Origin of the sequence: Pseudomonas sp. MF6776 (assembly GCF_016613125.1) — a bacterium.
In the GTDB taxonomy this organism is placed as follows: domain Bacteria; phylum Pseudomonadota; class Gammaproteobacteria; order Pseudomonadales; family Pseudomonadaceae; genus Aquipseudomonas; species Aquipseudomonas iridis.
Window position 1 is genome coordinate 74,246 of the sequence record NZ_JAENSQ010000005.1, and the last position, 23,333, is coordinate 97,578.

General features: G+C 60.4%; 25 protein-coding genes and 1 pseudogene. 10 read left to right on the top strand and 16 right to left on the bottom strand.

From position 1 onward, the window contains the following. Positions 1–44 precede the first annotated feature (44 nt). The 3 genes from JJD74_RS07380 to JJD74_RS07390 form a co-directional block, all read right to left on the bottom strand. Entirely contained in the window at positions 45–677 is a 633-nt protein-coding gene (locus JJD74_RS07380) for a LysE family transporter (protein WP_042561694.1), read from the bottom strand. A 125-nt stretch (positions 678–802) separates the two neighbouring features. Continuing rightward, the gene (locus JJD74_RS07385; protein WP_200612577.1) at positions 803–1,384 is read right to left on the bottom strand and encodes a mechanosensitive ion channel family protein; all 582 of its coding nucleotides are present in this window, start codon (positions 1,382–1,384) and stop codon (positions 803–805) included. Continuing rightward, complete coding sequence (locus JJD74_RS07390) at positions 1,384–3,294, bottom strand: ATP-binding cassette domain-containing protein (protein ID WP_042561696.1); 1,911 nt, start codon at positions 3,292–3,294, stop codon at positions 1,384–1,386. Before JJD74_RS07390 ends, JJD74_RS07385 begins: the two co-directional genes overlap by 1 nt. Positions 3,295–3,344: 50 nt before the next feature. On the opposite strand from JJD74_RS07390, the gene JJD74_RS07395 reads away from it, so the two are divergent. Then, positions 3,345–3,806: a TIGR02444 family protein gene (locus tag JJD74_RS07395; protein ID WP_200612579.1), complete on the top strand. Its 462-nt coding sequence runs from the start codon at positions 3,345–3,347 to the stop codon at positions 3,804–3,806. Here JJD74_RS07395 and JJD74_RS07400 read toward each other — a convergent pair. After that, complete coding sequence (locus JJD74_RS07400) at positions 3,803–4,900, bottom strand: AlgP family protein (RefSeq protein WP_200612581.1); 1,098 nt, start codon at positions 4,898–4,900, stop codon at positions 3,803–3,805. The genes JJD74_RS07395 and JJD74_RS07400 overlap by 4 nt on opposite strands. A 192-nt stretch (positions 4,901–5,092) precedes the next feature. On the opposite strand from JJD74_RS07400, the gene JJD74_RS07405 reads away from it, so the two are divergent. Further along, positions 5,093–5,758 (top strand): FKBP-type peptidyl-prolyl cis-trans isomerase, encoded by a 666-nt coding sequence (locus tag JJD74_RS07405; RefSeq protein WP_042561700.1) that lies wholly within the window; start codon positions 5,093–5,095, stop codon positions 5,756–5,758. A gap of 57 nt (positions 5,759–5,815) precedes the next feature. On the opposite strand, the gene JJD74_RS07410 is transcribed toward JJD74_RS07405, so the two are convergent. The 8 genes and pseudogenes from JJD74_RS07410 to JJD74_RS31390 all read right to left on the bottom strand — a co-directional run. After that, positions 5,816–6,274 carry an Rsd/AlgQ family anti-sigma factor gene (locus JJD74_RS07410; RefSeq protein WP_042561701.1) on the bottom strand — a complete coding sequence of 153 codons (459 nt, stop codon included), beginning with the start codon at positions 6,272–6,274 and terminating at the stop codon, positions 5,816–5,818. A gap of 183 nt (positions 6,275–6,457) precedes the next feature. Next, entirely contained in the window at positions 6,458–7,009 is a 552-nt protein-coding gene (locus tag JJD74_RS07415; RefSeq protein ID WP_042561702.1) for a disulfide bond formation protein B, read from the bottom strand. A gap of 218 nt (positions 7,010–7,227) precedes the next feature. Continuing rightward, positions 7,228–8,466, bottom strand: a complete 1,239-nt coding sequence (locus JJD74_RS07420; protein ID WP_042561703.1) for a heme biosynthesis protein HemY — start codon at positions 8,464–8,466, stop codon at positions 7,228–7,230. After that, positions 8,463–9,605 carry a uroporphyrinogen-III C-methyltransferase gene (locus JJD74_RS07425; RefSeq protein ID WP_200612583.1) on the bottom strand — a complete coding sequence of 381 codons (1,143 nt, stop codon included), beginning with the start codon at positions 9,603–9,605 and terminating at the stop codon, positions 8,463–8,465. Before JJD74_RS07425 ends, JJD74_RS07420 begins: the two co-directional genes overlap by 4 nt. A gap of 16 nt (positions 9,606–9,621) precedes the next feature. Next, positions 9,622–10,389 carry a uroporphyrinogen-III synthase gene (locus tag JJD74_RS07430; RefSeq protein ID WP_047304113.1) on the bottom strand — a complete coding sequence of 256 codons (768 nt, stop codon included), beginning with the start codon at positions 10,387–10,389 and terminating at the stop codon, positions 9,622–9,624. Next, on the bottom strand, positions 10,386–11,327 hold the full coding sequence (hemC, locus tag JJD74_RS07435; RefSeq protein WP_042561706.1) for a hydroxymethylbilane synthase: 942 nt from the start codon (positions 11,325–11,327) through the stop codon (positions 10,386–10,388). Before hemC ends, JJD74_RS07430 begins: the two co-directional genes overlap by 4 nt. Positions 11,328–11,462: 135 nt before the next feature. Beyond that, positions 11,463–12,209: a LytR/AlgR family response regulator transcription factor gene (locus tag JJD74_RS07440; protein ID WP_042561707.1), complete on the bottom strand. Its 747-nt coding sequence runs from the start codon at positions 12,207–12,209 to the stop codon at positions 11,463–11,465. After that, positions 12,206–12,346: pseudogene (locus JJD74_RS31390) on the bottom strand (sensor histidine kinase); the annotation flags it as partial. The gene JJD74_RS07440 and the pseudogene JJD74_RS31390, both read right to left, overlap by 4 nt. 334 nt (positions 12,347–12,680) lie before the next feature. On the opposite strand from JJD74_RS31390, the gene argH reads away from it, so the two are divergent. Beyond that, positions 12,681–14,075, top strand: a complete 1,395-nt coding sequence (gene argH, locus JJD74_RS07450; protein WP_200612585.1) for an argininosuccinate lyase — start codon at positions 12,681–12,683, stop codon at positions 14,073–14,075. Between the two features lie 128 nt (positions 14,076–14,203). Here the strand turns inward: argH and JJD74_RS07455 are convergent, their stop codons facing one another. Next, a complete protein-coding gene (locus JJD74_RS07455; RefSeq protein ID WP_200612587.1) occupies positions 14,204–14,863 on the bottom strand; it encodes a glutathione S-transferase family protein in 660 nt (219 codons plus the stop codon). 123 nt (positions 14,864–14,986) lie between these two features. Between JJD74_RS07455 and JJD74_RS07460 the strand changes: the two genes are divergently transcribed. The 3 genes from JJD74_RS07460 to JJD74_RS07470 all read left to right on the top strand — a co-directional run bounded on the left by JJD74_RS07460 (position 14,987) and on the right by JJD74_RS07470 (position 18,813). Next, the gene (locus JJD74_RS07460) at positions 14,987–15,271 is read left to right on the top strand and encodes a hypothetical protein (protein ID WP_042561710.1); all 285 of its coding nucleotides are present in this window, start codon (positions 14,987–14,989) and stop codon (positions 15,269–15,271) included. A gap of 258 nt (positions 15,272–15,529) precedes the next feature. Continuing rightward, positions 15,530–15,775 (top strand): TIGR02647 family protein, encoded by a 246-nt coding sequence (locus JJD74_RS07465; RefSeq protein ID WP_042561711.1) that lies wholly within the window; start codon positions 15,530–15,532, stop codon positions 15,773–15,775. A 194-nt stretch (positions 15,776–15,969) separates the two neighbouring features. Next, positions 15,970–18,813: a class I adenylate cyclase gene (locus JJD74_RS07470; RefSeq protein ID WP_200612589.1), complete on the top strand. Its 2,844-nt coding sequence runs from the start codon at positions 15,970–15,972 to the stop codon at positions 18,811–18,813. Between the two features lie 5 nt (positions 18,814–18,818). Here JJD74_RS07470 and rnk read toward each other — a convergent pair whose 3' ends face one another. From rnk to cyaY, 3 genes are all read right to left on the bottom strand, one after another. Further along, the gene (rnk, locus tag JJD74_RS07475; protein ID WP_042561713.1) at positions 18,819–19,229 is read right to left on the bottom strand and encodes a nucleoside diphosphate kinase regulator; all 411 of its coding nucleotides are present in this window, start codon (positions 19,227–19,229) and stop codon (positions 18,819–18,821) included. Between the two features lie 225 nt (positions 19,230–19,454). Then, positions 19,455–19,676: a DUF1289 domain-containing protein gene (locus JJD74_RS07480; RefSeq protein WP_080896076.1), complete on the bottom strand. Its 222-nt coding sequence runs from the start codon at positions 19,674–19,676 to the stop codon at positions 19,455–19,457. Between the two features lie 3 nt (positions 19,677–19,679). Next, on the bottom strand, positions 19,680–20,012 hold the full coding sequence (gene cyaY / locus JJD74_RS07485; protein WP_042561714.1) for an iron donor protein CyaY: 333 nt from the start codon (positions 20,010–20,012) through the stop codon (positions 19,680–19,682). A gap of 316 nt (positions 20,013–20,328) precedes the next feature. Here cyaY and lptM point away from each other — a divergent pair, with 316 nt between their 5' ends. The 4 genes from lptM to JJD74_RS07505 are packed head-to-tail and all read left to right on the top strand — an operon-like array spanning position 20,329 to position 23,332. Then, complete coding sequence (gene lptM / locus JJD74_RS07490) at positions 20,329–20,502, top strand: LPS translocon maturation chaperone LptM (RefSeq protein ID WP_042561715.1); 174 nt, start codon at positions 20,329–20,331, stop codon at positions 20,500–20,502. A 9-nt stretch (positions 20,503–20,511) separates the two neighbouring features. Beyond that, complete coding sequence (lysA, locus tag JJD74_RS07495) at positions 20,512–21,759, top strand: diaminopimelate decarboxylase (protein WP_042561716.1); 1,248 nt, start codon at positions 20,512–20,514, stop codon at positions 21,757–21,759. Between the two features lie 3 nt (positions 21,760–21,762). Continuing rightward, complete coding sequence (dapF, locus tag JJD74_RS07500; RefSeq protein WP_200612591.1) at positions 21,763–22,593, top strand: diaminopimelate epimerase; 831 nt, start codon at positions 21,763–21,765, stop codon at positions 22,591–22,593. A 13-nt stretch (positions 22,594–22,606) separates the two neighbouring features. Then, positions 22,607–23,332 (top strand): DUF484 family protein, encoded by a 726-nt coding sequence (locus JJD74_RS07505; RefSeq protein ID WP_042561718.1) that lies wholly within the window; start codon positions 22,607–22,609, stop codon positions 23,330–23,332. Position 23,333 lies beyond the last annotated feature (1 nt).

The following is a 23,333-nucleotide window of genomic DNA, read 5'->3' on the forward strand; positions in this document are numbered from 1 at the left end:
AAAAAAGGCGACCTCTTGGGGTCGCCTTTTTTGTGTCTGGCGGTTTAGACCGCCGCTTTGCGCAACGTCGCCATGAACGCTGCGGCGCCAATGAACAACCCGGCAAACGTGCGGTTCATGCGCTTTTGCTGCTTGGGCGTGCGCAACAGCCGCAAGACCTTGGACGCCAGACCGGTGTAGCCGGCCATGACAATCAGGTCGACAAACACCATCGTCGCGCCGATCACCAGATACTGGATGAGCAGCGGCGCATGGGGATTGATGAACTGCGGAAGCACCGCCAGCATGAACACCAGTGCTTTGGGATTGCTCATGTTGACCAGGAAACCACGGAAGACCAGAACCAACGGCTTGCCAATCGGGCGAATGGCCGCGTCATCGCTCATGTCGCTGGGCAGCGCGCGCCATTGCTTGATCCCCAGGTAGACGAGATAGGCGACGCCGAACCATTTGATTGCATAGAAGGCGGTAGCGGAAGCCGCGAGGATCGCGCCGACACCGGCGCCGACAATCGCAATTTGCAGGGCCAGCCCCAATTGCAACCCCAGCGCGTTCCAGTAACCCCGCCAGAAACCGTATTGCAGACCACTGGACATTGATGCGATAGCACCCGCGCCGGGCGTAATACTGATCAACCAGCAGGCGGCAAAGAATGCCAGCCATGTTTCAAGCTCCATCGCACACCTCGACTTTGACTCGTGACAGACGTCTAAGCTAATGCGACTTGGCGCCGCTGACTATCGATTTTTTGTAGGAAAAGGGGACTACAGAAAACCCAAAACAAAGGATCCTGCTTTAAACGCTACTTCTCGAATCCGCTCGAAGGAAACACATCAGTCCCCCGCCAACGTCGCACCGAACGCTGGAAGAACAAGCTGTTTGGCACCTGCACCATCGCGCTACCGGTGCCCAACTCCTCAGCCTCGATTAGCGTGGTGTAGAGCAGATTGATCGCCACCACCCGGCCTTTGACCCCAGGCTTGTCGGTGGTGTCGACCAGTTCGACCACATCGCCCAACCGAAACGGGCCAACGGTGAAAATCAGAATCGCGCAGAGCAGGTTCGACAGCACGCTCCACATGGCGAAAAACGCCACCGCCGCCACTGCAACGAAACCCGACAGCGCCGTCCACAACACGGTGGCCGACACGCCGAGGCGTTGCAGAACAAAGATCACTGCACTGCCCATGATCAGCCAGCGCAACACGCCACGCAGTGGCATCAGCAGTTGCGGCGGAAACGGATAGCGTTCGCCCAGACGGGTCAGACATTTGGCCACGAAGCGCTGGGCCAGGTAACCGGCCAGCAGGATGAGCAGAATCTGCACGCCGAGCCAGATCGGCTCGATCCACATCGCCGGCAGTGGCAGCTTGAACGCGTCCATCAGGACAGCGCCTCCAGCTCCGCCTGCATGCTTTCCAGCGTCTCCAGCGCTTCCATCCACGCCTCTTCCAGCTCGCCTTCGCGCACTTTCAATTTCGCTTGCTCGGCCAGCAGATCACGCAATTCGTTCTTGCGTGCCGGCTCGTAGATGTCGCTGTCACCGAGGCTGGCGTCAACCTTGGCCAGTTTCTCGTGGAGCTTGCCCAATTCGGCTTCGAGCTTGTCGGCCTCGCGCTTGTGCGGCGCCAGTTGCTGACGCAATGCAGCCGCAGCCTGACGCTGGGCTTTCTTGTCAGTCTTGTCCGGGTTCACCGGGGTGTTACTGACCGGCGCATTGCGCTGACGGTATTCCACCAGCCAACGGGCATAGTCTTCGAGATCGCCATCGAACTCTTCAACCTTGCCATCGGCCACCAGGTAGAAGTTGTCGGTGGTGCTCTTGAGCAAGTGCCGATCGTGAGACACCACCAGCACCGCGCCGCTGAATTCCTGCAGCGCCATGGTCAGCGCCAGGCGCATTTCCAGGTCGAGGTGGTTGGTCGGTTCATCGAGCAGCAACAGGTTCGGCCGCTCCCAGGCGATCAGCGCCAGGGCCAGACGCGCCTTCTCGCCACCGGAGAAATTCAGCACAGGCTCATCGAGCCGCGCACCACGGAAGTCGAAACCGCCGAGGAAGTCGCGCAACGCCTGCTCACGCTCAGTGGGCGCCAGACGCTGCAAGTGCAGCAACGGGCTGGCCTTGGCGTCCAGCGAGTCGAGTTGATGCTGGGCGAAGTAACCGACCACGGTGTTCTCGCCACGGGTCAGGCGCCCGGACAGCGGTTCGAGCTCGCCGGCGAGGTTCTTGATCAGTGTCGATTTACCCGCGCCGTTAGGGCCGAGCAGACCGATCCGCGCGCCGGGGGTCAGTTGCAACTTGACCTTCTCCAGCACGGCTCGGTCGCCGTAGCCCAGATTCGCATCGGACAGATCGATCAGCGTGCTGGAGATCTTGGTCGACTCGCGGAACACGAAGTCGAACGGCGAATCAACGTGGGCCGCCGACAGCTCTTCCATGCGTTCCAGTGCCTTGATACGGCTTTGTGCCTGACGGGCCTTGGTCGCTTGCGCCTTGAAGCGGGCGATGTAGCTTTCCATGTGCGCACGCTGCGCCTGCTGCTTCTCGTAGGCCTGTTGCTGCTGGGCCAGACGTTCGGCACGGGCACGTTCGAACGCGGTGTAGCCGCCGCGATACAGGGTGATCTTGCGCTGATCCACATGGGCCACATGATCGACGACTTCGTCGAGGAAATCGCGGTCGTGGGAAATCAGCAGCAAGGTGCCGGCGTAACTTTTCAGCCAGTCCTCGAGCCAGATGATGGCGTCGAGGTCCAGGTGGTTGGTCGGTTCGTCGAGCAGCAACAGATCCGACGGGCACATCAATGCCTGCGCCAGATTCAGACGCATCCGCCAGCCACCGGAGAAATCTCCGACCTGACGATCCATCTGTTCGTTGGTGAAGCCCAGACCGGCCAGCAACTTGCGGGCGCGGGCGTCGGCGGTGTAGCCGTCGGCGCTGTCGAGTTCGACATGCAGACGCGCCAGGGCAACGCCGTCGTGCGCCTCTTCGGCCACGGCGAGGTCACGTTGCACCTCGCGTAGACGCAGGTCGCCATCGAGCACATAGTCGACTGCCAGACGTTCGAGCGTGTCGACCTCCTGGCGCATGTGCGCGATCCGCCAGTCGGCCGGCAGCAGGCAATCGCCCGAGTCCGGGTGCAATTCGCCGCGCAGCAAGGCAAACAGGCTGGATTTGCCGGCGCCGTTGGCACCGATGAGGCCAGCTTTGTGGCCGGCGTGCAGGGTCAGCTCGGCGTCTTCTAGCAGACGTTGCGGGCCACGCTGTAAAGTCAGGTTCTGAAGTCGGATCATAATGGCGGCGGAGTCTACCAGCTTCGCTCACAACTAGCGCGAGTAGCACGATGTCCTCTGACCTGTGGAGCTTTTCCCTTGCCACCTACGCCCGTCCGGGCGTGGAAGACGCTTGTCTGCAACTGCAAACGGCGGGGGTCAATGTGTGCCTGTTGCTGTGCGGTTTGTGGCTGGAGCAACGCGGCGCGAGCTGTGATGAACAGCGTGCCGGACAGCTTCAGGCGCTGACCGGGCCTTGGGATATCGAGGTTGTGCAGCCGCTGCGAACCCTGCGTATGCAATGGAAAGCGCGGGCTTTGGATGATGGGGTGTTGAAAGGCATGCGCGAACAAGTCAAAGCGCTGGAGCTGGAAGCCGAGCGTACGTTGCTGTCGCGACTGGAGGGCATTGCTCAGGTGTGGGGGCGCAGCGAAGCTGGGTCAATCGGCTGGCTGGAGGCCCTGGCTGGCTCGGCGGCCAACCTGAACCGCGACGCGCTGCAAGTGCTGCGCGTCGCGGCAATCAGCACTTAGGAAGCGCTGGTCGGGTTGCTGCTGGTGCTCGACGCAGCGGCTGGCGATGGCGCAGTCGAAGTGGTCGAGGCAGTGGCGGCGGCAGGTGCAGCTGGCGTAGCTGGCTTGGCAGCTGGAGCAATCGCCGGTTTGGCGGCTGGCTTGGCGGCCACTGGTTTTTTTGCGGCAGGTTTTGCGGCCGGCTTGGCAGCAGTTTTAGCAGCGGCAGTTGCCGGCTTAGTGGCGGTAGCTGGCTTGGCTGCCGGTTTGGCGGCGGCTTTCACTGCTGGTTTAGCAGCTGGCTTGGCGGCCGGTTTCGCGGCAACTTTAGCCGCTGGTTTTGCTGCTGGTTTAGCAGCAACAGGTTTGGCGGCAGACTTGGCTGCAGGTTTTGCTGCGGCAGTTCTAGCGGCAGGTTTTACGGCAGTCCGGGCAGCCGGTTTTGCCGTAGCGGTTTTCGCTGGAGCAGCTTTGGTCGCGGCTGGTTTGGCAGCAGCAGTTCTGCGCGCGGCCGGTTTCGCTGCGGTGGTTTTAGCCGCCGGTTTCGCTGCGGTCGTCGAAGCTGGTTTTTTCGCCGCAGGTTTTGCAGCGGTTTTTGCCGCAGTTTTTACCGGGGCTTTGGCAGCCGGTTTTGCGGCAGTCGTTTTAGCCGGGGCTTTGGCAACAGCGGGTTTGGCCGCGGCTTTCTTCGCCGGTGCCGATGCAGGCTTGGCCGCACGGGAAGTCAACACCTTGCCCACGGCTTCTTGCACACGGCCCACACCCTGGGCCAGTTTCAGGCTTTCTTGGGCATCGCGCTTGAGTTGCAGAATGTAGCTGCGGGTATCGGACTGGCGATCCTTCAAGGCATCAAGCAGTTCTTCCAGTTCTTTGACTGCGCCTTTGGCTTTGGTCTGCGCCTTGGCTTTGCCGGCGGCAGCTGCGTCCTGCAATTTGGTGCGGGATTTGTGCAGTTTTTCTTGCGCCTTGCCGCGTTGCTTTTCGAGTTTGGCGAGCAGTTTTTCAGCATCAGCCAAGGCTTGCGAGCAAGCGTTTTCCAAATGCTCGAGCAAGCTGCCCGATAGTTGTTGGAGTAAGTGCAACGGAGTATTTACAGGCTTCTTGGTGGCCGACATGGTTTACCTCCTGGCTGACGTGAGTGCGGCTCATACTAGACCTCTGCTGCTACCGCCGCTAGGTCATCTTGACAGTATCAATAGCCTTGGGTTGCACCGAGGTGAAAATGTTCTGCCCGCAGTCAAAAGCAGTTCACCGTTGCAGACGTTCGCGCTGGCATAATCCACCGCATCTCAGGACGGAGAGTGCCCATGTCGCGCTACCTTTTTTTATCCCTCTGCATGGTTTTTTCCAGCGCCCACGCCGACGAAAAAACCACCGCGAACGACGCTCATGATCTTGCCTACAGCCTGGGTGCAAGCCTCGGTGAACGGTTGCGCCAAGAAGTCCCGCAACTGCAGATTCAGGCACTGATTGATGGCTTGCAGCAGGCTTATCAAGGCAAGCCGCTGGCCCTGAGCGAAGCGCGGATCGAACAGATTCTGGCCGATCACGAATCGCAAAATGCCGAACACAACGCGCAGCCTTCGAGCGATGCCGCGATGGAAAACGAACAACGGTTCCTCACTGCGGAAAAAGCCAAACCGGGAGTAAAGGAACTGGCTGACGGCATCCTGCTTACCGAGCTTGCACCTGGCACGGGCACCAAGGCCGGACCCGATGGAAAAGTGCAGGTGCTGTATATCGGTCGCTTGCCGGACGGCACCGTGTTCGATCAGAACAGTCAGCCGCAATGGTTCAACCTCGACAGTGTGATTGCCGGTTGGCGCACCGCCCTGCAAAACATGCCGGTGGGGGCGAAATGGCGACTGGTGATTCCATCGGATCAGGCTTACGGCGCCGATGGCGCCGGGGACTTGATCGCGCCCTTCACACCGCTGGTATTTGAAGTCGAATTGCGCGGCGCCACGAGTTGATCAGGCATAAAAAAACGGTGCGCTTGAGGCGCACCGTTTTTTATTGAGCAAAACCGATCAGGCCTGAACTGAATCTTCTTCCTTGTGCGCCGTATGCAGCACTTCAATCAGGCAATCTTCCAGTTCGAAGCGCTCGTGAAGCAGGCCGCCGAGCTCTTTGAATTTCTCGACAACGCACTTGCCTTCATCGCAAAGGTCGTTGAACGCGAGTAGCTTTTCGGTGATGACATCGATGCGCGGGTAGATCGTCTCGGCGAGTTCCAGACCGCGCTTGTCGTTGAACGCCTTGGCTTCGCCCGTCAGCTGTTCATAAATTTCGAAGTGCCCCGCCGATACGTAATCAACCAGCACGCCGCAGAATTCCTGCAAGGGCTTGCGGCTCTCGGACAGCGTCTGAGGCTCCGCGCCGAGATTATCGTAGGCATCGATCAGCTCCTTGCGCTCCTGGAGCCAGCGGTCGATCAGCAGATGAACTCCACCCCAACGTTCCTGAGCATTCTGACAACTTTCGAGCATGGCGATCTCTCTTCCCTTGTGGGTCATGCTGCTCTACACCCGTGTCCCGCTTTAGGTTTTAGCATGGGGGACAGTCGGGCAGAGTGTCATCGAGCAACATAAATCCAATGACACGTGCGGGCCAGATTATGCCCGCACGCCTATGGCTTCAAGGTACGCAGGAGATAATGTTCATACAAGTGTTTAATCCCGCAGCAGCTCCCGGTGCGACGCTTCGTCGCTGAGCGGCCGTTGCAGAGCACTCCAGACCAATCGCAATAATTGATATACAGCAAGAATTGACACCGCGACAAAGAACAACAGGCTCCACTCCGGGATCGTCAGGTCAAACAACGTCCAGGAGATTTCCGCGCAGTCATTGCCGCCTTTAAACAGTTTTTGCAAGGCGCAGATCCACGACATGGCGCTGAACAGCGCCTCGGAGCTCGGCGCACACTGGATCGATTGCAGCACCGGATCACTTTGGATCAATACCTGCCGCCAGGCCGCCGTGGTGCCACCCAGACTCGCGCCCAGCGCAGACAACCAGTAAAGCCACAGGCCGACACGCTTGGGGCCATGCACCGCCGCCAGACCACAGCAAACACACAGCAACGTGAGGAACAGCCGCTGCACCAGGCACAAGCTGCACGGCGTCAGACCCACCGCGTATTCGAGATAATAGGAAGCTCCCAGAGCAAAGGCACTCGCAGTGAAAGCCATGAAGAACAAGGAGCGTGAGCAGGCCAACGACATGGCTTTTCCGTAACAGTAGAGACAGATGGTTACGGTAGAGGAAAGCGTGTCAGCCTTTCAAGGCAAGGCCCTGCCGACAGTTCACCAGAGGTGTAGGGAAAACCCGACAGCTTCGAGAGGATTCGACGTAGCCCGTTGTAGGACTTTGCCCTAAAGGCTGACTGAAGGTAAATTTTCGCTCTGCAAAGGTGTGCGAGGGAGTTACCTCCCTCGCCACTTCAGACGCGAGCCAGGGCCGGCAGTGGCGCAGCCAGCAGGCGCTCATCCAGCAGACCGAGGCCTTCCTGGAACAGCTGATTGCTTCGCTCGGTATCGCCAAGCTGTGCGAGCAAACGCGCCAGTTCCGCACAGGCTTCCGGATTGCGCTGCACACGCAGGCTGCTTTCCAGATAATCCCGGGCCTTGCCCCACAGACTCGATTGCAGGCACAGACGGCCCAGGGTCAGCAGCAGGCTCGGATCGTTCGGGTGATCCTTGAGCCAACCTTCGGCAGTTTGCAACTGACGCGCCGGATCACTCCCGCGCACCAGACCATAAAGACGCGCCAGATGACTGTCGTACTTGCGCTTGAGGGCCGTGCGCAGCACTTCTTCGGCCTCGACCTGAGCGCCCAGCTGACGCAGCTGTTCGGCATAAGCCAGCACCAGTGGCGGCTCCTGGCGTTGCGCCGAGGTCAGCTGTTGCCATGCACGAGTCAGCGACTGCAAACCAACCGAGCCGTCCTCTTCGCGCTGCGCGGCCAGCGACAGGTTTTCACCCCAGGCGCGACGCTCAAGCTCAGCCAGTTCGGCGGGCGGCAGGACTTTATCCTTGCGCAGCTCCGGCAGCAGGCGAATCACCGCCGACCATTCGCCGCGCTGCTGGTACAAGCGCTGCAACTGACGCAGCGTCTGCACGTTATGAGGATGACGCTCGTGCATCGCCTGCAATGTCACCAATGCGCCGTCGGTGTCGCCACGGTCGGTCTGCAACTGTGCGTGGCTCAAGGCAATTGCCAGCTCTGCCTGAGGCTGGCGCTCCAGCGCACGCTCAAGCAGACGATCGGATTCCTCGTAATGGCCCTGCTCGTTCGCCGCACGGGCAGCGCCGAGGTAGTACAGCAACGGTTGGCGCTCGGCTTCAGCGGCCCGATACAAATGACGCTGGGCACTGGCCCAACGACCTTCGGCCAGATCCAGCTGGCCGTGCTCGATCGCCACTTGCACCCGACGGCTGCGGTTGCGCCGCGACCATGGATTGACCACGCCGCTGGACGCCATCACCAATTCGATCAGAGCCTTGATGCCCCAGACCAGCAGCCACAAGACTGCGATCAACGCCAAAGTCGCCCACAGGCTCGACTCGTAACGGAACGATTTGTAAGCGACCAACACGTAACCGGAATGCTCGGCAATCGCCAGGCCCAGCGCCGCAGCAGCTGCGATCACCAGAAACACGATCACATAGAGACGCTTCATGGCGTGGCCTCCTGCGCGGTGTTGGCGGCAGGTTTGGCAAACGGTTTCACCGACTCTTCGGCGTTGACGTTACGCCGCTCGAGATAGCCTTGCACCGCACTCAGGGTGCCGGTCAGATCCGGCGTCTTGACCGCGACCGGTTCCTTGCTCAGCTCACCGACCTGTTCCAGCATCACTTTGCTTTGTGGATTGTCCGGGTTGAAGTTGCCTTTGAGCACGTCGCGCGCCTCGGCCAGTGCCTGGGTGTAAACCGCGGCCTGACCATTGAGGGCTGCCCATTGCGCCTGCTCCAGCGCAAGGCTCAGAGCCAGACGCACCTGGCTCAGACTCTGTCCGGCCAACAGTGGCTTCACATTCTTGTCTGCATTGAAATCGATACGGATGTAGTGCGAAATCTGATCCCACCACTGCGCCCAGCGACTGGCGCCATCACCCTCGGCGGTCAAGCCGAGCAGCGACTCGCCCCGATCCTTGTATTCCGGCGCCAGTTCGGAGAGGTCGATGACCTGATCACGCAGGGCCCCCAACCGCAGGAACAAACCCGTGCGATCCGGCTGCTCGGTGCTGCGCAGCGCAACCAGGGTTTTGGCGACTTGCTCGCGGGCGGCAAAGGAGCCGGGATCATTCTGTTCGCGGAGGATTTCGTCGGCACCCTGCACCAGTGCCTGAGCGCTGCTGATGTCCTGCAACGCGGAAAGGCGCAGGCTGGCCAGACGCAGCAAGTGTTCGGCCTCGGCCAGACGCCAGTCCTTGCGGCTGGCGCCGAGGACGGTTTCCAGACGTTGATTGAGGCGCTGCTGATCACCCTGAAGTTGCGCCACCAGACGCTGGCGTTCGGCGAGCTCTTCGGCCCCCGGCAACTGCGCGAGACGTTCGGTCAGACGCTGCTCGTTGAGCTTCAGGGTCTGCGCCTGATCATTCAACGCCTGCACCTGACCCGATTGTTGCTGAGTGTTGGTTTGCAGGTGTCGCACCTGCCAGACTCCCCAGCCACCAATCGCGACCCCGGCTGCACCGAGCAACAGGGCGACGATGGCCAGGCCATTGCCTCGGCGCGGCGCTTGGGCCGGCGGTGGAGTTTCAACTTGTGCATCAATCACAGGTTGGACGTCATCTTTTGGCAAGGCTGTTTCGCTCACGTATCCATCCTTTGCATTAGAAAACGGGTACGGGATGCTCCCGCAACGCCGTCAGCAAAGCCGCGGCACTCGCGCCGCGGCAATCCACAACTGTTTGAGCCCCGGCGGCACGTGCCAGCTCGGCGACTCTTGGGCTTGGAACAAACAACGGCAACCGCGCAATCGACGGCCAGGTATCGCCGGCCATTTGGCGCAGGTGCTCGAAACCCTGTCCACTGCTGACCACCAGCCCGTTCAAGCGTTCCGCTGCGATCCGCTGCGGCAGTACTTGCGCTGCATAGGCCGGCAGCTCGCGTCGATACAATTCCAGATACTCGACACTAGCACCAAGCTCACGCAGGCGCTCGGCAAGCAGTTCACGGCCGCCCTCGCCGCGCAGGATCAACACCTGCGAATTCGGCTGGGCGACGGCTTCACTCAGACGCGGCAATTGCAGCAACGCTTCGCTGTCATCGCCGTCGGCCGGACAATGTACGTCGAGGCCGCGCTCCTGAAGAATCTGCGCCGTTGCCGCACCGACACTGAACCACGGCATCGCCAACGACTGCGCCCCTTGGGCATCGAGCAGTTCCAGCGCAATCCGCGCCGCTGGCTTGCTCACCACAATCACTGCGCTGCAATCGGGCAATCGCGCCATCGCCAGACGTATGTTCTCAGAGACCGGCAGCGGGGCAATTTCCAAAAGCGGCAGACAACTACCGAAAATCCCCTGCCCGGCCAACGTCTCTGCAAGCGCCGCACAATCATCCGCAGGGCGCGTCAGCAGCAGGCGCCAGCCAGTCACTCGTGACCTGCCTCGCCGTAGACTGCTTTAAGAATCTCTTCGGCACCTTGGGCGAGCAGATCTTCAGCGACTCTCACACCCAATGCTTCGGCATCAGCGCGAGGGGCCCGCGCTTCGGCGCTGATCAAGCGGCCGCCACTCGGCTCGCCCACCAGGCCACGCAACCACAACTGCTCGCCTTCAAGCACGGCGTAGCAGGCGATCGGCACCTGGCAGCCGCCATTCAAATGTTTGTTGAGGGCACGTTCAGCGGTAACCCGCGAAGTGGTATCAGCGTGATGCAGCGGTTCCAGCAAGGCGTGGATTTCGCTGTCGGCGCTACGGCACTCGATACCGACCGCGCCCTGGCCACCGGCGGGCAGGCTGTCATCGACACTGATTGCCGAGGTGATGCGATCCTCGAAACCGAGGCGGATCAAACCGGCGGCCGCGAGGATGATCGCGTCGTACTCTCCCGCATCCAGCTTGGCCAGACGAGTGTTGACGTTGCCGCGCAGGAAACGGATTTCAAGGTCAGGACGGCGGGTCAGCAGTTGTGCCTGACGGCGCAGGCTCGACGTGCCGACGATGCTGCCGGCAGGCAGCGCCTCAAGGCTTGGATAGGTATTGGAAACGAAGGCATCACGCGGATCTTCGCGCTCACAGATGCAGAACAGACCGAGGCCTTCGGGGAAGTCCATCGGTACATCTTTCATCGAATGGACGGCGATGTCGGCTTCGTTTTCCAGCAGCGCGGTTTCCAGTTCCTTGACGAACAGGCCCTTGCCGCCGATTTTCGACAGCGGTGAATCGAGCAGCTTGTCGCCGCGACTGACCATGGGCACCAGTGTCACCCGCAAACCGGGATGGGCCGCTTCCAGACGGGCTTTGACGTATTCGGCCTGCCAGAGGGCCAGCGCACTTTTACGGGTAGCGATGCGGATTTCGCGAGAGGACATGGATCAATCCGTACTGAATAGATACGGCGGATAATAACAGCTCAGCCAAATCCACTTTGACTTGAATCAGAAACGGCGCGGCCTCCCTGGCCTGCAATGCCCGCGAACGAGAAATAAACGCCCGCAAAGGCCGGGTTAAAGACCCTGCATCATTTTGCGCACACCCGCCACATGCCGGCGACTGACAATCAGCGCATCGCCATTGAGGCCTTTGAGAAATAGCTGGAAATGCCCCAGCGGCGTGCGTTGCAGACGCTCGATGCGGTCGCGGGCGACCAGTGCGTTGCGGTGGATGCGCACGAAGCGCTCGCCAAACTCGTCTTCGAGGGCTTTGAGCGGCTCGTCCAGCAGCACTTCGCCGCCTTCGTGGCGCAAGGTCACGTATTTGTGGTCGGCAATGAAATAGACCACCTGATCCAGCGGGATCAGTTCGATGCCTTTACGGGTACGGGCGCTGATGTGACTGCGCGGGCCGGTGCCACTTTCGGCAGCGGGACGGGTCAGGGCCGAGAGTTGCGCCCGATTGGGACGTTCAGCCCGTTTCAGGGCGTCATGCAGGTGTTCGGTTCGCACGGGTTTCACCACATAGCCCACGGCGCTGGCCTGCAGGGCTTCCACGGCAAATTCATCGGGACTGGTGAAAAACACCACGGCGGGCGGTGTTTCTCGCTCGCACAGACGGGCAGCAACCTGCAGGCCATCGAGGCCCGGCATGCGGATATCGAGCAGCACGATATCCGGCTTGTGGCTGTCGATCAGTGCCAACGCCTCTTCGCCATTCGTGGCGCTGGGCTCCAGGACTGTATAACCCTCGAGCTCGCTCACCATACGGCTGAGGCGCTCGCGAGCCAGTGGTTCGTCATCAACGATCAGGACATTCATATTGCGCTGGATTCCTGCGTGAGTCTCGCACAAGGATAGCGTAGACAGGTGAAGTGACGTCCGTCACCGCGATCCACGCTAAGACTAGCCCGAGCGCCAAAAAGTGCCGTACGTCGGCCAGCAATATTTGCCAGTGTCCGGGTCGTACTGCTCAAAGCCCGCTGTTTCCTGCGTTTCTCGCGGGGTTTGTCGAAGGACAAGACACCCACCTCCACTTCTTATAGTCGGCGGCCAGACCTTTGCGCGATCCGCAGTCGCGCCGACCCTTATGTCCTACTGTAGACGCTCGCCGGGCCGATATTGCTCAATCGAAAAATATCGTTGTGCAAATTCCCCGCGCAGCACACCGACTATGCATGACACGATGAGAAAAAAACGTATCGACCGGTGTCAACGACAGGATTGGCAACCCTGTTATTATCCGCGCCAGCGTTTCACGCCTTTTTTCTTCAAGCCGATACGAGCGAATTCATGAGCACTGACAAGACCAATCAGTCCTGGGGCGGCCGCTTCAGTGAACCCGTCGACGCCTTCGTCGCCCGCTTCACCGCCTCCGTCACTTTCGACCAGCGCCTGTATCGCCACGACATCATGGGCTCGATCGCCCACGCCACCATGCTGGCCAAAGTCGGCGTGCTGACCGATGCCGAGCGCGACACCATCATCGATGGCCTGAACACCATTCAGGGCGAAATCGAGGCCGGCCAGTTCGACTGGCGCATTGACCTCGAAGACGTGCACATGAACATCGAAGCGCGTCTGACCGACCGCATCGGCGTCACCGGCAAGAAACTCCACACCGGCCGTAGCCGCAACGACCAGGTCGCCACCGACATTCGCCTGTGGCTGCGCGACGAGATCGACCTGATCCTGGCCGAAATCACCCGTTTGCAAAAAGGCCTGCTGGAACAAGCCGAGCGCGAATCGGCCAGCATCATGCCCGGCTTCACTCACTTGCAGACCGCGCAACCCGTAACTTTCGGGCACCACATGCTGGCCTGGTTCGAAATGCTCAGCCGCGACTACGAGCGTTTGGTCGATTGCCGCAAGCGTACCAACCGCATGCCGTTGGGCAGTGCCGCGCTGGCCGGCACCACCTACCCGATTGATCGCGAATACACCGCGCAACTGCTGGGTTTCGATGCCGTTGGCGGCAACTCGCTGGACAACGTTTCCGATCGCGATTTCGCCATCGAATTCTGCTCGGCCGCGAGCATAGCGATGATGCATTTGTCGCGTTTCTCCGAAGAGCTGGTGCTGTGGACCAGCGCGCAGTTCCAGTTCATCGATCTGCCGGATCGCTTCTGCACTGGCAGCTCGATCATGCCGCAAAAGAAAAACCCGGATGTGCCGGAGCTGGTACGTGGCAAGACCGGCCGTGTGTTCGGTGCACTGATGGGCCTGCTGACCCTGATGAAAGGCCAGCCACTGGCCTACAACAAGGACAACCAGGAAGACAAGGAACCGCTGTTCGACGCCGCCGACACCCTGCGCGATTCGCTGCGCGCGTTTGCCGACATGATTCCGGCGATCAAACCCAAGCACGCGATCATGCGTGAAGCGGCTCTTCGTGGCTTCTCCACCGCAACCGACCTGGCTGACTACCTGGTGCGCCGTGGCCTGCCGTTCCGTGATTGCCACGAAATCGTCGGCCACGCTGTGAAGTACGGCGTCGACACTGGCAAGGACCTGGCTGAGATGAGCCTGGAAGAACTGCGTCAGTTCAGCGATCAGATCGAACAGGACGTGTTTGCTGTGCTGACCCTGGAAGGCTCGGTAAATGCCCGTGACCATATCGGCGGCACTGCGCCAGCGCAGGTCAAGGCAGCCGTTGCTCGCGGCCAGGCCCTGATCGCCAGCCGCTAAAGGTCAAAAGCTTCGCGAGCAGGCTCGCTCCCACATTGGATCTGTGCTGAACACAAAGTCTGTGAACAACACAAATCCCTGTGGAAACGAGCCTGCTCGCGAATGCTGACTTCAGAACAGCACAGAACCTACTTCTTGGCAGCGATCATCGCCAAAAACGCCGGCATCGCCGCATCTTTATCCGCCGCAATCTTCTGCACATGCGGATTCTGCTCAAGCAGCTCCAGCAGCGCCTTCGCCTGCGGCATTTCTGCCAGCAAATCGATCCCGAACAGCTTCTGCCCCACCGCACAGGCCAGCGGCACGCTGTAGAGGAAATACAAATCCGCGATGCTCAGACTATCGCCCGCCACATACGGGGCGAACTTGCCGTGCCGGCCGAGCGCCGCAAAGCCCAGCAGCAATTCTGATTGGGTCTTTTCCTTGATGGCGTCCGGCAAAGTCATGCCAAAAAACGCTTCGCCATAACAGGCACGTCCCGGCAGCTCGATGTACAGCTCGATTTCCTTGGCGATTGCCAGCACCTGCGCCCGCTCGAACGGATCGCTGGGCAGCAGCGGCGTGCCTTTCTGGGTCAGCTCGAGGTATTCAAGGATGATCGCTGTTTCGTTGATGTAACCGCCATCAACGCCCAGCACCGGCACTTTGCCGCGCGGGCTGATAGCCAGTGATTCAGCGGTCTGCGCGGGATAGAACGTGACCTCTTCAAACGGCAGGCCTTTTTCCAGCAGCGCCAGTTTGATCATGTTGTAGTAGTTGCTGACAGAGAATCCGTAGAGCTTGAGCATCACATAGCCTCCAGGCCGTGCGGGGTGGGCAGTGCCTGTTTATAGATCGCCCGGACAATTCCCGCCAGCAGCATCACGCCGCTGAATGCGGGTAAACTGGCGCCTTTCCTTGAGGAGCCTGCCATGAGCGAGCCGACAGACATCGACAACGACGAAGAAGAGTTCACCGAGAGCACGCTGATCGAAGCGATCGAGAACCAGATCGAAAGCGACAACCCGCCTGCGGCCAAGGCTACGCTCAACAAGCTGACCCTGGTCGGCGTTGAACGCGAAGAAATCCTCAATCTGATGGCGCATGTGCTGGCCTACGAGATTGACGCGATGCTGGATGAAGATCGCCCATTCGATACCGCATGGTACGAAGCCGCACTGCGTGCGCTGCCTGAGTTGCCACCAGAAAAGCAGTAATCGCGCTTTCCCTGTGGGAGCAAGCCTGCTCGCGACGAGGCCGTAGCATTCGCATCATGCGGCGCCTGACACGCCGCATTCGCAATGCCGGCTCGCTCCCACACAATTTGTCACCCATCCCTCCGGCCATCTCCCCGGCCCCGACTACACTGGAATTCGCCTCAAGAGGAAATCCCTGATCTGAGCACTGGACATGCCGCACAAGCGGGTTCACCTTAGGGGCGCTGCGTTCCAATTCCTAGAAAGTCTGGAGTCCTTATGTCGCTTACCCCTGAGTTGGTTGCCGAACTGGAAGTCCTTGCACTCTTTCCCCTGGACAGTTCCCAGGAAGGTCTGAAAATTCATCAGACCGCTGCCCCGAAGCACATCGCTGCTGCCCAACGCCTCTTTGATAAAGAACTGACCGATCAGCCCGATGGCGGATATCTGACCAGCCTGGGTCGCGATGCCGCGCAGAATGTACAAACCGTACTGACGATCCTGAAAGAGCCGGAAACAGCCTGATTCTTCCTGACTTCGCCCACGGGAACCCCTGTCACGGGATTTCCGCGGGCCCGTCCGGACGTCAACTATCGCCTCGCGATTGAAATCTGACGTCAAAAAACAAAATCAGCTTAAAACTCCCGCCGCGCAAAGGCTAAACTGCCCGTCATTCCGAGACCCTCTACGTCCGAGCCTGCGAGCCGGTTTGAGCTGACATGACGCGCACCCATGAAATCCGCCCCGACCTGGACGAAGGAATCGACCGCAAGGTGCTTAGCCAACTGCGCGCGCGCTTTCTAAAACTCAATGAAGGCCGCCTCGGCCGCGCTCTTGAGGGGTTGTCGACGCGCCAGCAAGCTGTGCTGACGCTGCTGCCGCTGTTCTTTCACGTCAATCATCCGCTGCTGCCGGGTTACGTCTCGGGCAGTACGCCGGCCGGCCTGTCGAATTACGAGCCAGACGCCAATACCCTCGCCGAAGCCCAGCGCCTGACGCGCTCCTTCTCTTATAAGCCGCGCCACGGCAGCAATCCGCCACGACCGATTCATGGCCTGTTTCTGATGGGCAGTCTCGGCACCCTGGCCCAGGCCGATCAAAGCGACATGGACGTGTGGGTGTGTCACGCGCCGGATCTGAGCGAAAACGAGCTCGCTGAACTGGGCAAGAAATGCCAGCTCCTCGAAACGTGGGCCGCGAGTCAGGGCGCCGAGGCGCATTTCTTTCTTATCGACCCGGTGCGTTTCGTCAAAGGTGAGCGCGACACCCAGCTCAGCTCCGAAAACTGTGGCAGCACCCAGCACTACCTGCTGCTCGACGAGTTTTATCGCACCGCGATCTGGCTGGGCGGACGCACGCCGATCTGGTGGCTGGTGCCGGTATACGAAGAAACGGCCTACGACCTTTACACCCACACGCTGCTGTCCAAGCGCTTCATCCGCGCCGACGAAACCCTCGACCTTGGGCATTTGGCGACGATTCCACCGGGAGAGTTCATCGGTGCGGGGCTGTGGCAGTTGTTCAAGGGCATTGAGTCACCTTACAAATCGGTGCTCAAACTGCTGCTGACCGAGGTGTATGCCAGCGAACACCCGCAGGTGCAGTGCCTGAGCCTTCGCTTCAAAAAAGCCGTGTTCGCCAATCAGCTCGATCTGGATGAACTGGACCCTTACATGGTCGTGTATCGGCGCATCGAGGAATACCTCATCGCCCGCAACGAACCGGAACGTCTTGAGCTGGTGCGGCGTGCGCTGTACCTCAAGGTCAATCGCAAGCTCACGGGCAATAGCCGCACGCAGAGCTGGCAACGTTCACTGCTGGAACGACTGGCCAACGAATGGCACTGGGATCAGCGGCAACTTGCCCTACTCGATAGCCGCAGCCAGTGGAAAGTCCGGCAGGTCAGCGCAGAGCGCCGCGCGCTGGTCAACGAGCTCAATTACAGCTATCGCTTCCTGACCCAGTTCGCCCGCACCGAGCAGACCGTCAGCCTGATCAACAAGCGCGATCTCAACGTGCTGGGCCGCAGATTGTACGCGGCATTCGAGCGCAAGGCCGACAAGGTCGAGTTCATCAATCCCGGCATCGCTCCGGATCTGGCCGAAGACACCCTGACCCTGGTGCAATCACGCAACAAGAAGGAGGCGGGACAAAGCCAGTGGGGCCTGTACAACGGCAGCCTCACGGCGCTTGAGTGGGAACATTTCGCCCCGATCAAACGCAGCCGCGAACTGCTGGAACTGTTGACCTGGTGCCACCGCAACGGCGTGATCGACAGCAGCACCCGTCTGGCCTTGCACCCCGGCAACAGCGACCTGAGCGAGTTCGAACTGTTCAACCTGCTTGGCAGCCTGCAACAGTGCATCGCCCTGCCCTTGCCCACTGTTGCCGAAGAGCCGCTGCTGCGCGCCGCCGTACCGAGCGAAGTACTGATGCTGGTGAACGTCGGCGTCGACCCGCTCAAGCATCACCGTGACCTCAACATCCTCATGACCACCGAGCGCACCGATTCGCTGAGCTATGCCGGCGTGCGTGAGAACCTCGTGCTGACCCTCGATCAGGTCACGCTCAACAGCTGGAACGAAGTGCTGGTCAACCGTTTCGACGGACCTCACGCCCTGCTCGACTGCTTGCGCGATTATCTCAACAACTTGCCTCGCGGGCCGTTGCAGCCATCGCTGAAGGTGCGCTGCTTCTGCCATAACCGTGCCCAGTTCATCGCCCGACGCGTGGAAGAAATCGTCGACACCGCGCAGAATTTGCTGCTCAGCGAATTGAATCACCGCTACCTGATTCAGGTGCAACAGCACTATCACGTGCTGGAACTGGTGCCCGGACAAGTCAACCACATCGCGCTCGCCACCCTGCCGGCGCTGCTCGACTACCTCGGTGAGGAGCAGGCGCGCTACAGCCCGCTGCACCTTGATCCGATGGCACTGGAAGATCACGACCTTGCGCTGATCCTGCCAATGGGCCAGCCGGAATGCATTCAGGTGTTCTACAGGATCACCGAGCAGCACGCCGAGGTCTGCGTTCTGGACGAATTCAATGCGCTGTGGCAGCAGCACTTGCCGTATCACGACGAAGAAAGCCTGCTGGCGCCGCTGCAACGTTTCCTGCAATCGATCCAGTATCGGCGTGAGGCGCTGCTGCCGATGGAGGCCGCTCCCTCGACCAGCCTCGACATTTTGTATTACCAGCTATTGCCTTCGGGCCCGGGACGGGCGCGGCGCGTCGAAGCGCGGCCAATGCCGCAGACGCCAGCCAACAAACCGTTCTACGACGTGCAGGCGATCATCGGCAAAGCCGCACCAGGGCAAGTGCAGGTCACGCTGTATTGCAATCAACGGGAGTTCAGCGAGCTGGAATATGGCGACCAGCTGTTCAGCGTGGTCGCCCGGGAGATCGTCGAGCAGCGTCGTGAGACCGAACGCTATCGTTGCTACATCACCGACCTGGACCTGTCCGGGCTGCTCGGTGACGGGCAAAGCTCAAGCAATCTGTATCTACGCTACAAGGCCGACCTGGAGCGCGCCCTGAACGAGGCACTCGAACAGGTCTGAGTGATTTACTCGGGGAACGCGCCACCGTTGGCCGGTTGCGATTCGACTTCAAGCAGGGTCAGTTTCAGGGTCTTGCCGCCCGGTGCCGGCCAGTCGATGTGCTGTCCGACCTTCAGGCCCAGCAGCGCGCTGCCGACCGGTGCGAGAATCGAAATCTTGCCTTCATCGGCATTGGCATCCTTGGGATAGACCAGCGTCAGATGGTAATCCTTGCCACTGCCTTCTTCGCGGCAGTGCACGCGGGAATTCATCGTCACGACATCGGCAGGCACTTCATCGTGGCTGACCAGCGTATCGGCGCGATCCAGTTCGGTTTGCAACGCAATCACGCCCGGCAGCGTGTCATCCAGGCTGTCGATCAGGCGCTCCAGACGTTGAACGTCCAGACGGGTAAGAGTGATGGAAGGTGCGGTCATGATCCGGGCAGACTCCTTTCTTCTGCGCAAAAAAAGCAAAAAACCCCGCCAAAAAAGGCGGGGTTTTCACCAGGCCTCGATGGGTTGAGGCGTTTCCGGACACTATCACAGCTCAAAAAATATACAAGTCATGCCCAGCGACACACGTCCCCTGTAGGAGCTACCGCAGGCTGCGATCTTTGCTTTTGAAGATCAAGATCAAAAGATCGCAGCCTTCGGCAGCTCCTACAGAGACGCAGTCCTGCGATGGGCAGCCTGGGTGACGATCACTCGCCGCCGCTCATCATCCGCCGAGCGCCACTCACGAATGTCTTCAACATGCCGGAAACAGCCGAGGCAGACTTTTTGTTCGTCCAGCCGGCACACGCCGCTGCACGGCGAAGGCACCGCCGGGCTGATATTGCTGTAGAGCGGCTTGGGCGGACGGACGGGAGCGGTATCAGTCACGAATCACAGGCCTTCGAAATCGAATTCGGCGCCAGCCTGCTGCTTGACGATGCGTTCAAGCATCTCGCCCAGCTGCTCTTCGCTCTTGTCACACATCCAGCGCTCGCTTTCTTCGTCGTAATCGAAGTGGAAACCACCCGAGACGGCCGCCAGCCACAGCTGACGCAGCGGCTCCTGACGGCTGAAGATCAGCTGCGAGCCGTTTTCGAACTTGACGGTCAGCACACCGGCCGAACTTTCCAGATCGATATCCAGGTCGCTCTCGTCAAAGATGTCTTCCAGTTTTTCCTGGGTGTCATCGACCAGATCGTGGAAACGGGCTTCGGACAAACTCATTGTGGCAACCTCAAAAAATGTCTGATCAGGCTCAAGCGCCGCAAGATACGGACGCTTCTGGCCGATTGCAAAGGATAACGACCAAGTGCCTTACTGCCCCTTCAACACAGCACCTGTGGGAGCGAGCCTGCTCGCGAAAGCGCTGTGTCAGCCAAAGAGCCCGCTGAACTTGCCGACCCCTTCGCGAGCAGGCTCGCTCCCACAGGGAATGATGCGCTTCTCGGGAGCCCCGCCGGACGGGAGGCCCGTCGCATAGGCAAGCTGCCGGGTGGTCGGTATACTCCGGCGCAATTAACGTATTTTCAAGGATTTCGCCATGAAGCGCCTGATCTCTTCCCTTGCTGCGCTCGTCGCGGTTGCCTGCCTCGTTTCGGCCTGTGGTCAAAAAGGCCCGCTGTACCTGCCGGATGACGATCAGGACCCGGCCGAGCAAGCCCAGTCTTCGCAAAAGCAGCCTGCTTCCAAAGCACACAAGCACGACGTTTACTAAGGGATCGCCATGGACGCTTTTAACTACCGTGGCGGTGAGCTGTTCGCGGAAGGTGTGGCGCTGTCCGCCATCGCCGACCGCTTTGGCACGCCCACTTATGTCTACTCGCGCGCGCACATCGAAGCCCAGTATCTGGCCTACGCCGATGCGTTGGCCGGCATGCCGCACCTGGTTTGCTACGCCGTCAAAGCCAACTCCAACCTCGGCGTCCTGAATGTCCTGGCCCGTCTCGGCGCCGGTTTCGACATCGTCTCCCGTGGCGAGCTGGAACGCGTACTGGCCGCTGGCGGCAGCGCCGACAAGATCGTGTTCTCCGGTGTCGGCAAGACCCGTGACGACATGCGCCGTGCGCTGGAAGTCGGCGTGCACTGCTTCAACGTCGAATCCACCGACGAGCTGGAACGCCTGCAAGTTGTCGCCGCTGAACTGGGTGTTCGCGCACCGGTTTCGCTGCGTGTGAACCCGGACGTCGATGCTGGCACCCACCCGTACATTTCCACCGGTCTCAAAGAAAACAAGTTCGGCATCGCCATCGCCGACGCCGAAGACGTGTATGTACGCGCCGCGCACCTGCCGAACCTGGAAGTGATTGGTGTCGACTGCCACATCGGTTCGCAACTGACCACGCTGCCACCGTTCCTTGATGCGCTCGACCGTTTGCTGGATCTGGTCGATCGTCTTGGCGATTGCGGCATTCACCTGCGCCACATCGATCTCGGTGGTGGCCTGGGCGTGCGTTATCGCGACGAAGAGCCGCCATTGGCTGCCGACTACATCAAAGCCGTGCGCGAACGTCTGGACGGTCGTGATCTGGGACTGGTGTTCGAGCCGGGCCGTTTCATTGTCGCCAACGCCGGCGTGCTGCTGACTCAGGTCGAGTACCTCAAGCACACCGAGCATAAAGATTTCGCCATCGTCGACGCGGCGATGAACGACCTGATTCGCCCAGCGCTGTATCAGGCGTGGATGGACGTCACGGCGGTCAAGCCGCGCGACACCGCCGCGCGTCAATACGACGTCGTTGGCCCGATCTGCGAAACCGGCGACTTCCTCGCCAAGGATCGCGAGCTGGCCCTGGCCGAAGGCGACCTGCTGGCGGTGCATTCGGCCGGCGCGTACGGTTTCGTCATGAGCTCCAACTACAACACTCGCGGCCGTGCGGCCGAAGTGCTGGTGGACGGTGATCAAGTATTTGAAGTGCGTCGCCGCGAAACCGTGGCCGAGCTGTTTGCCGGCGAAAGCCTGCTGCCGGAGTAACCCATGCTGCTGCGTTTTACTAAAATGCACGGTCTGGGCAATGACTTCATGGTTCTCGACCTGGTCAGCCAGCACGCGCATATTCAGCCCAAGCACGCCAAGCAATGGGGCGATCGACACACCGGCATTGGTTTTGACCAGTTGCTGATCGTCGAAGCGCCGAGCAACCCGGACGTCGATTTCCGCTATCGGATCTTCAACTCCGATGGTTCGGAAGTTGAGCAGTGCGGCAACGGAGCACGCTGCTTTGCGCGTTTTGTGCTCGACAAGCGTCTGACTGCCAAACGGCAGATCCGCGTCGAGACCAAGGGCGGCATCATCGAACTGGACGTGCGTAACGATGGCCAGATCGGCGTGAACATGGGCGCCCCGCGCCTGGTGCCAGCGGACATTCCGTTTGAAGCACCGGCGCAGGCCTTGAGCTATCAACTGGACGTCGACGGCACAACGGTCGAACTGGCCGCCGTGTCGATGGGCAACCCGCATGCCGTGATGCGCGTGCAGGACATCAACAGCGCTCCGGTGCATGAGTTGGGGCCGAAAATCGAGCACCACCCGCGCTTCCCGGCGCGGGTCAATGTCGGTTTTATCCAGATCATCGACCGTAACCGTGCCCAACTGCGCGTCTGGGAACGTGGCGCCGGGGAAACCCAGGCCTGCGGCACCGGCGCCTGTGCGGCGGCCGTCGCTGCAATCAGTCAGGGGTGGATGGATTCGCCGCTATTGATCGACCTGCCTGGCGGGCGTCTGTCCATTGAATGGGCAGGCCCTGGCCAACCGGTGCTGATGACCGGTCCGGCAGTGCGTGTATACGAAGGACAAGTGCGTCTTTGAGTGAGCAGAAACCATGACCGATAAGCCTCAGGTACCCGCCCGACAGTCCGACGAATCAGCGTCCGAGAGCCTGGAGGCGGCAGCGGTTGCCGCGTACCTGGAGGCTCATCCGGAGTTTTTCGTCGAGCACGAAGAACTGCTGCCAGCCATGCGCATTCCCCACCGACGTGGTGACACCGTGTCACTGGTCGAGCGGCAGATGACCATCCTGCGCGAACGCAACATCGAGATGCGTCATCGCCTCTCACAATTGATGGACGTCGCCCGCGACAACGATCGCCTGTTCGACAAGACCCGTCGTCTGATTCTTGCCCTGATGGACGCGACCAGCCTGGAAGACGTCGTCATCAGCGTCGAAGACAGCCTGCGTCAGGATTTCCAGGTGCCCTTCGTCAGCCTGATACTGCTCGGCGACAACCCGGCGCCGGTCGGGCGCTGGGTCAGCCACGCCGACGCACAAGTTGCCATCGGCGGCTTGCTCACCGAAGGCAAAAGCGTCAGCGGCACCCTGCGTGACCATGAGCTGGACTTTCTGTTCGGCGAAGAACAACGCAAACAGATCGGTTCCACCGCGGTGGTCGCCATCAGTCATCAGGGCATCCACGGCATTCTGGCCATCGCCAGCCGTGATCCGCAGCACTACAAGAGCTCGGTCGGCACGCTGTTCCTCAGCTACATCGCCGAAGTCATGGGACGCGTGCTGCCACGGGTCAACAGCTCGCTGCGCTCGGTACGCTGAA

Excerpts from the sequence above, each read along its gene's own strand:
- JJD74_RS07380 (WP_042561694.1), bottom strand. The coding sequence starts at position 677 with ATGGAGCTTGAAACATGGCTGGCATTCTTTGCCGCCTGCTGGTTGATC.
- JJD74_RS07420 (WP_042561703.1), bottom strand. The coding sequence starts at position 8,466 with ATGAAGCGTCTCTATGTGATCGTGTTTCTGGTGATCGCAGCTGCTGCG.
- JJD74_RS07455 (WP_200612587.1), bottom strand. The coding sequence starts at position 14,863 with ATGCTCAAGCTCTACGGATTCTCTGTCAGCAACTACTACAACATGATC.
- JJD74_RS07415 (WP_042561702.1), bottom strand. The coding sequence starts at position 7,009 with ATGTCGTTGGCCTGCTCACGCTCCTTGTTCTTCATGGCTTTCACTGCG.
- rnk (WP_042561713.1), bottom strand. The coding sequence starts at position 19,229 with ATGACCGCACCTTCCATCACTCTTACCCGTCTGGACGTTCAACGTCTG.
- JJD74_RS07395 (WP_200612579.1), top strand. The coding sequence starts at position 3,345 with ATGTCCTCTGACCTGTGGAGCTTTTCCCTTGCCACCTACGCCCGTCCG.
- cyaY (WP_042561714.1), bottom strand. The coding sequence starts at position 20,012 with ATGAGTTTGTCCGAAGCCCGTTTCCACGATCTGGTCGATGACACCCAG.
- JJD74_RS07440 (WP_042561707.1), bottom strand. The coding sequence starts at position 12,209 with ATGAATGTCCTGATCGTTGATGACGAACCACTGGCTCGCGAGCGCCTC.
- JJD74_RS07470 (WP_200612589.1), top strand. The coding sequence starts at position 15,970 with ATGACGCGCACCCATGAAATCCGCCCCGACCTGGACGAAGGAATCGAC.
- JJD74_RS07405 (WP_042561700.1), top strand. The coding sequence starts at position 5,093 with ATGTCGCGCTACCTTTTTTTATCCCTCTGCATGGTTTTTTCCAGCGCC.
- dapF (WP_200612591.1), top strand. The coding sequence starts at position 21,763 with ATGCTGCTGCGTTTTACTAAAATGCACGGTCTGGGCAATGACTTCATG.
- JJD74_RS07385 (WP_200612577.1), bottom strand. The coding sequence starts at position 1,384 with ATGGACGCGTTCAAGCTGCCACTGCCGGCGATGTGGATCGAGCCGATC.
- JJD74_RS07505 (WP_042561718.1), top strand. The coding sequence starts at position 22,607 with ATGACCGATAAGCCTCAGGTACCCGCCCGACAGTCCGACGAATCAGCG.
- JJD74_RS07390 (WP_042561696.1), bottom strand. The coding sequence starts at position 3,294 with ATGATCCGACTTCAGAACCTGACTTTACAGCGTGGCCCGCAACGTCTG.
- JJD74_RS07460 (WP_042561710.1), top strand. The coding sequence starts at position 14,987 with ATGAGCGAGCCGACAGACATCGACAACGACGAAGAAGAGTTCACCGAG.
- JJD74_RS07400 (WP_200612581.1), bottom strand. The coding sequence starts at position 4,900 with ATGTCGGCCACCAAGAAGCCTGTAAATACTCCGTTGCACTTACTCCAA.
- JJD74_RS07410 (WP_042561701.1), bottom strand. The coding sequence starts at position 6,274 with ATGCTCGAAAGTTGTCAGAATGCTCAGGAACGTTGGGGTGGAGTTCAT.
- argH (WP_200612585.1), top strand. The coding sequence starts at position 12,681 with ATGAGCACTGACAAGACCAATCAGTCCTGGGGCGGCCGCTTCAGTGAA.
- JJD74_RS07465 (WP_042561711.1), top strand. The coding sequence starts at position 15,530 with ATGTCGCTTACCCCTGAGTTGGTTGCCGAACTGGAAGTCCTTGCACTC.
- lptM (WP_042561715.1), top strand. The coding sequence starts at position 20,329 with ATGAAGCGCCTGATCTCTTCCCTTGCTGCGCTCGTCGCGGTTGCCTGC.
- hemC (WP_042561706.1), bottom strand. The coding sequence starts at position 11,327 with ATGTCCTCTCGCGAAATCCGCATCGCTACCCGTAAAAGTGCGCTGGCC.
- lysA (WP_042561716.1), top strand. The coding sequence starts at position 20,512 with ATGGACGCTTTTAACTACCGTGGCGGTGAGCTGTTCGCGGAAGGTGTG.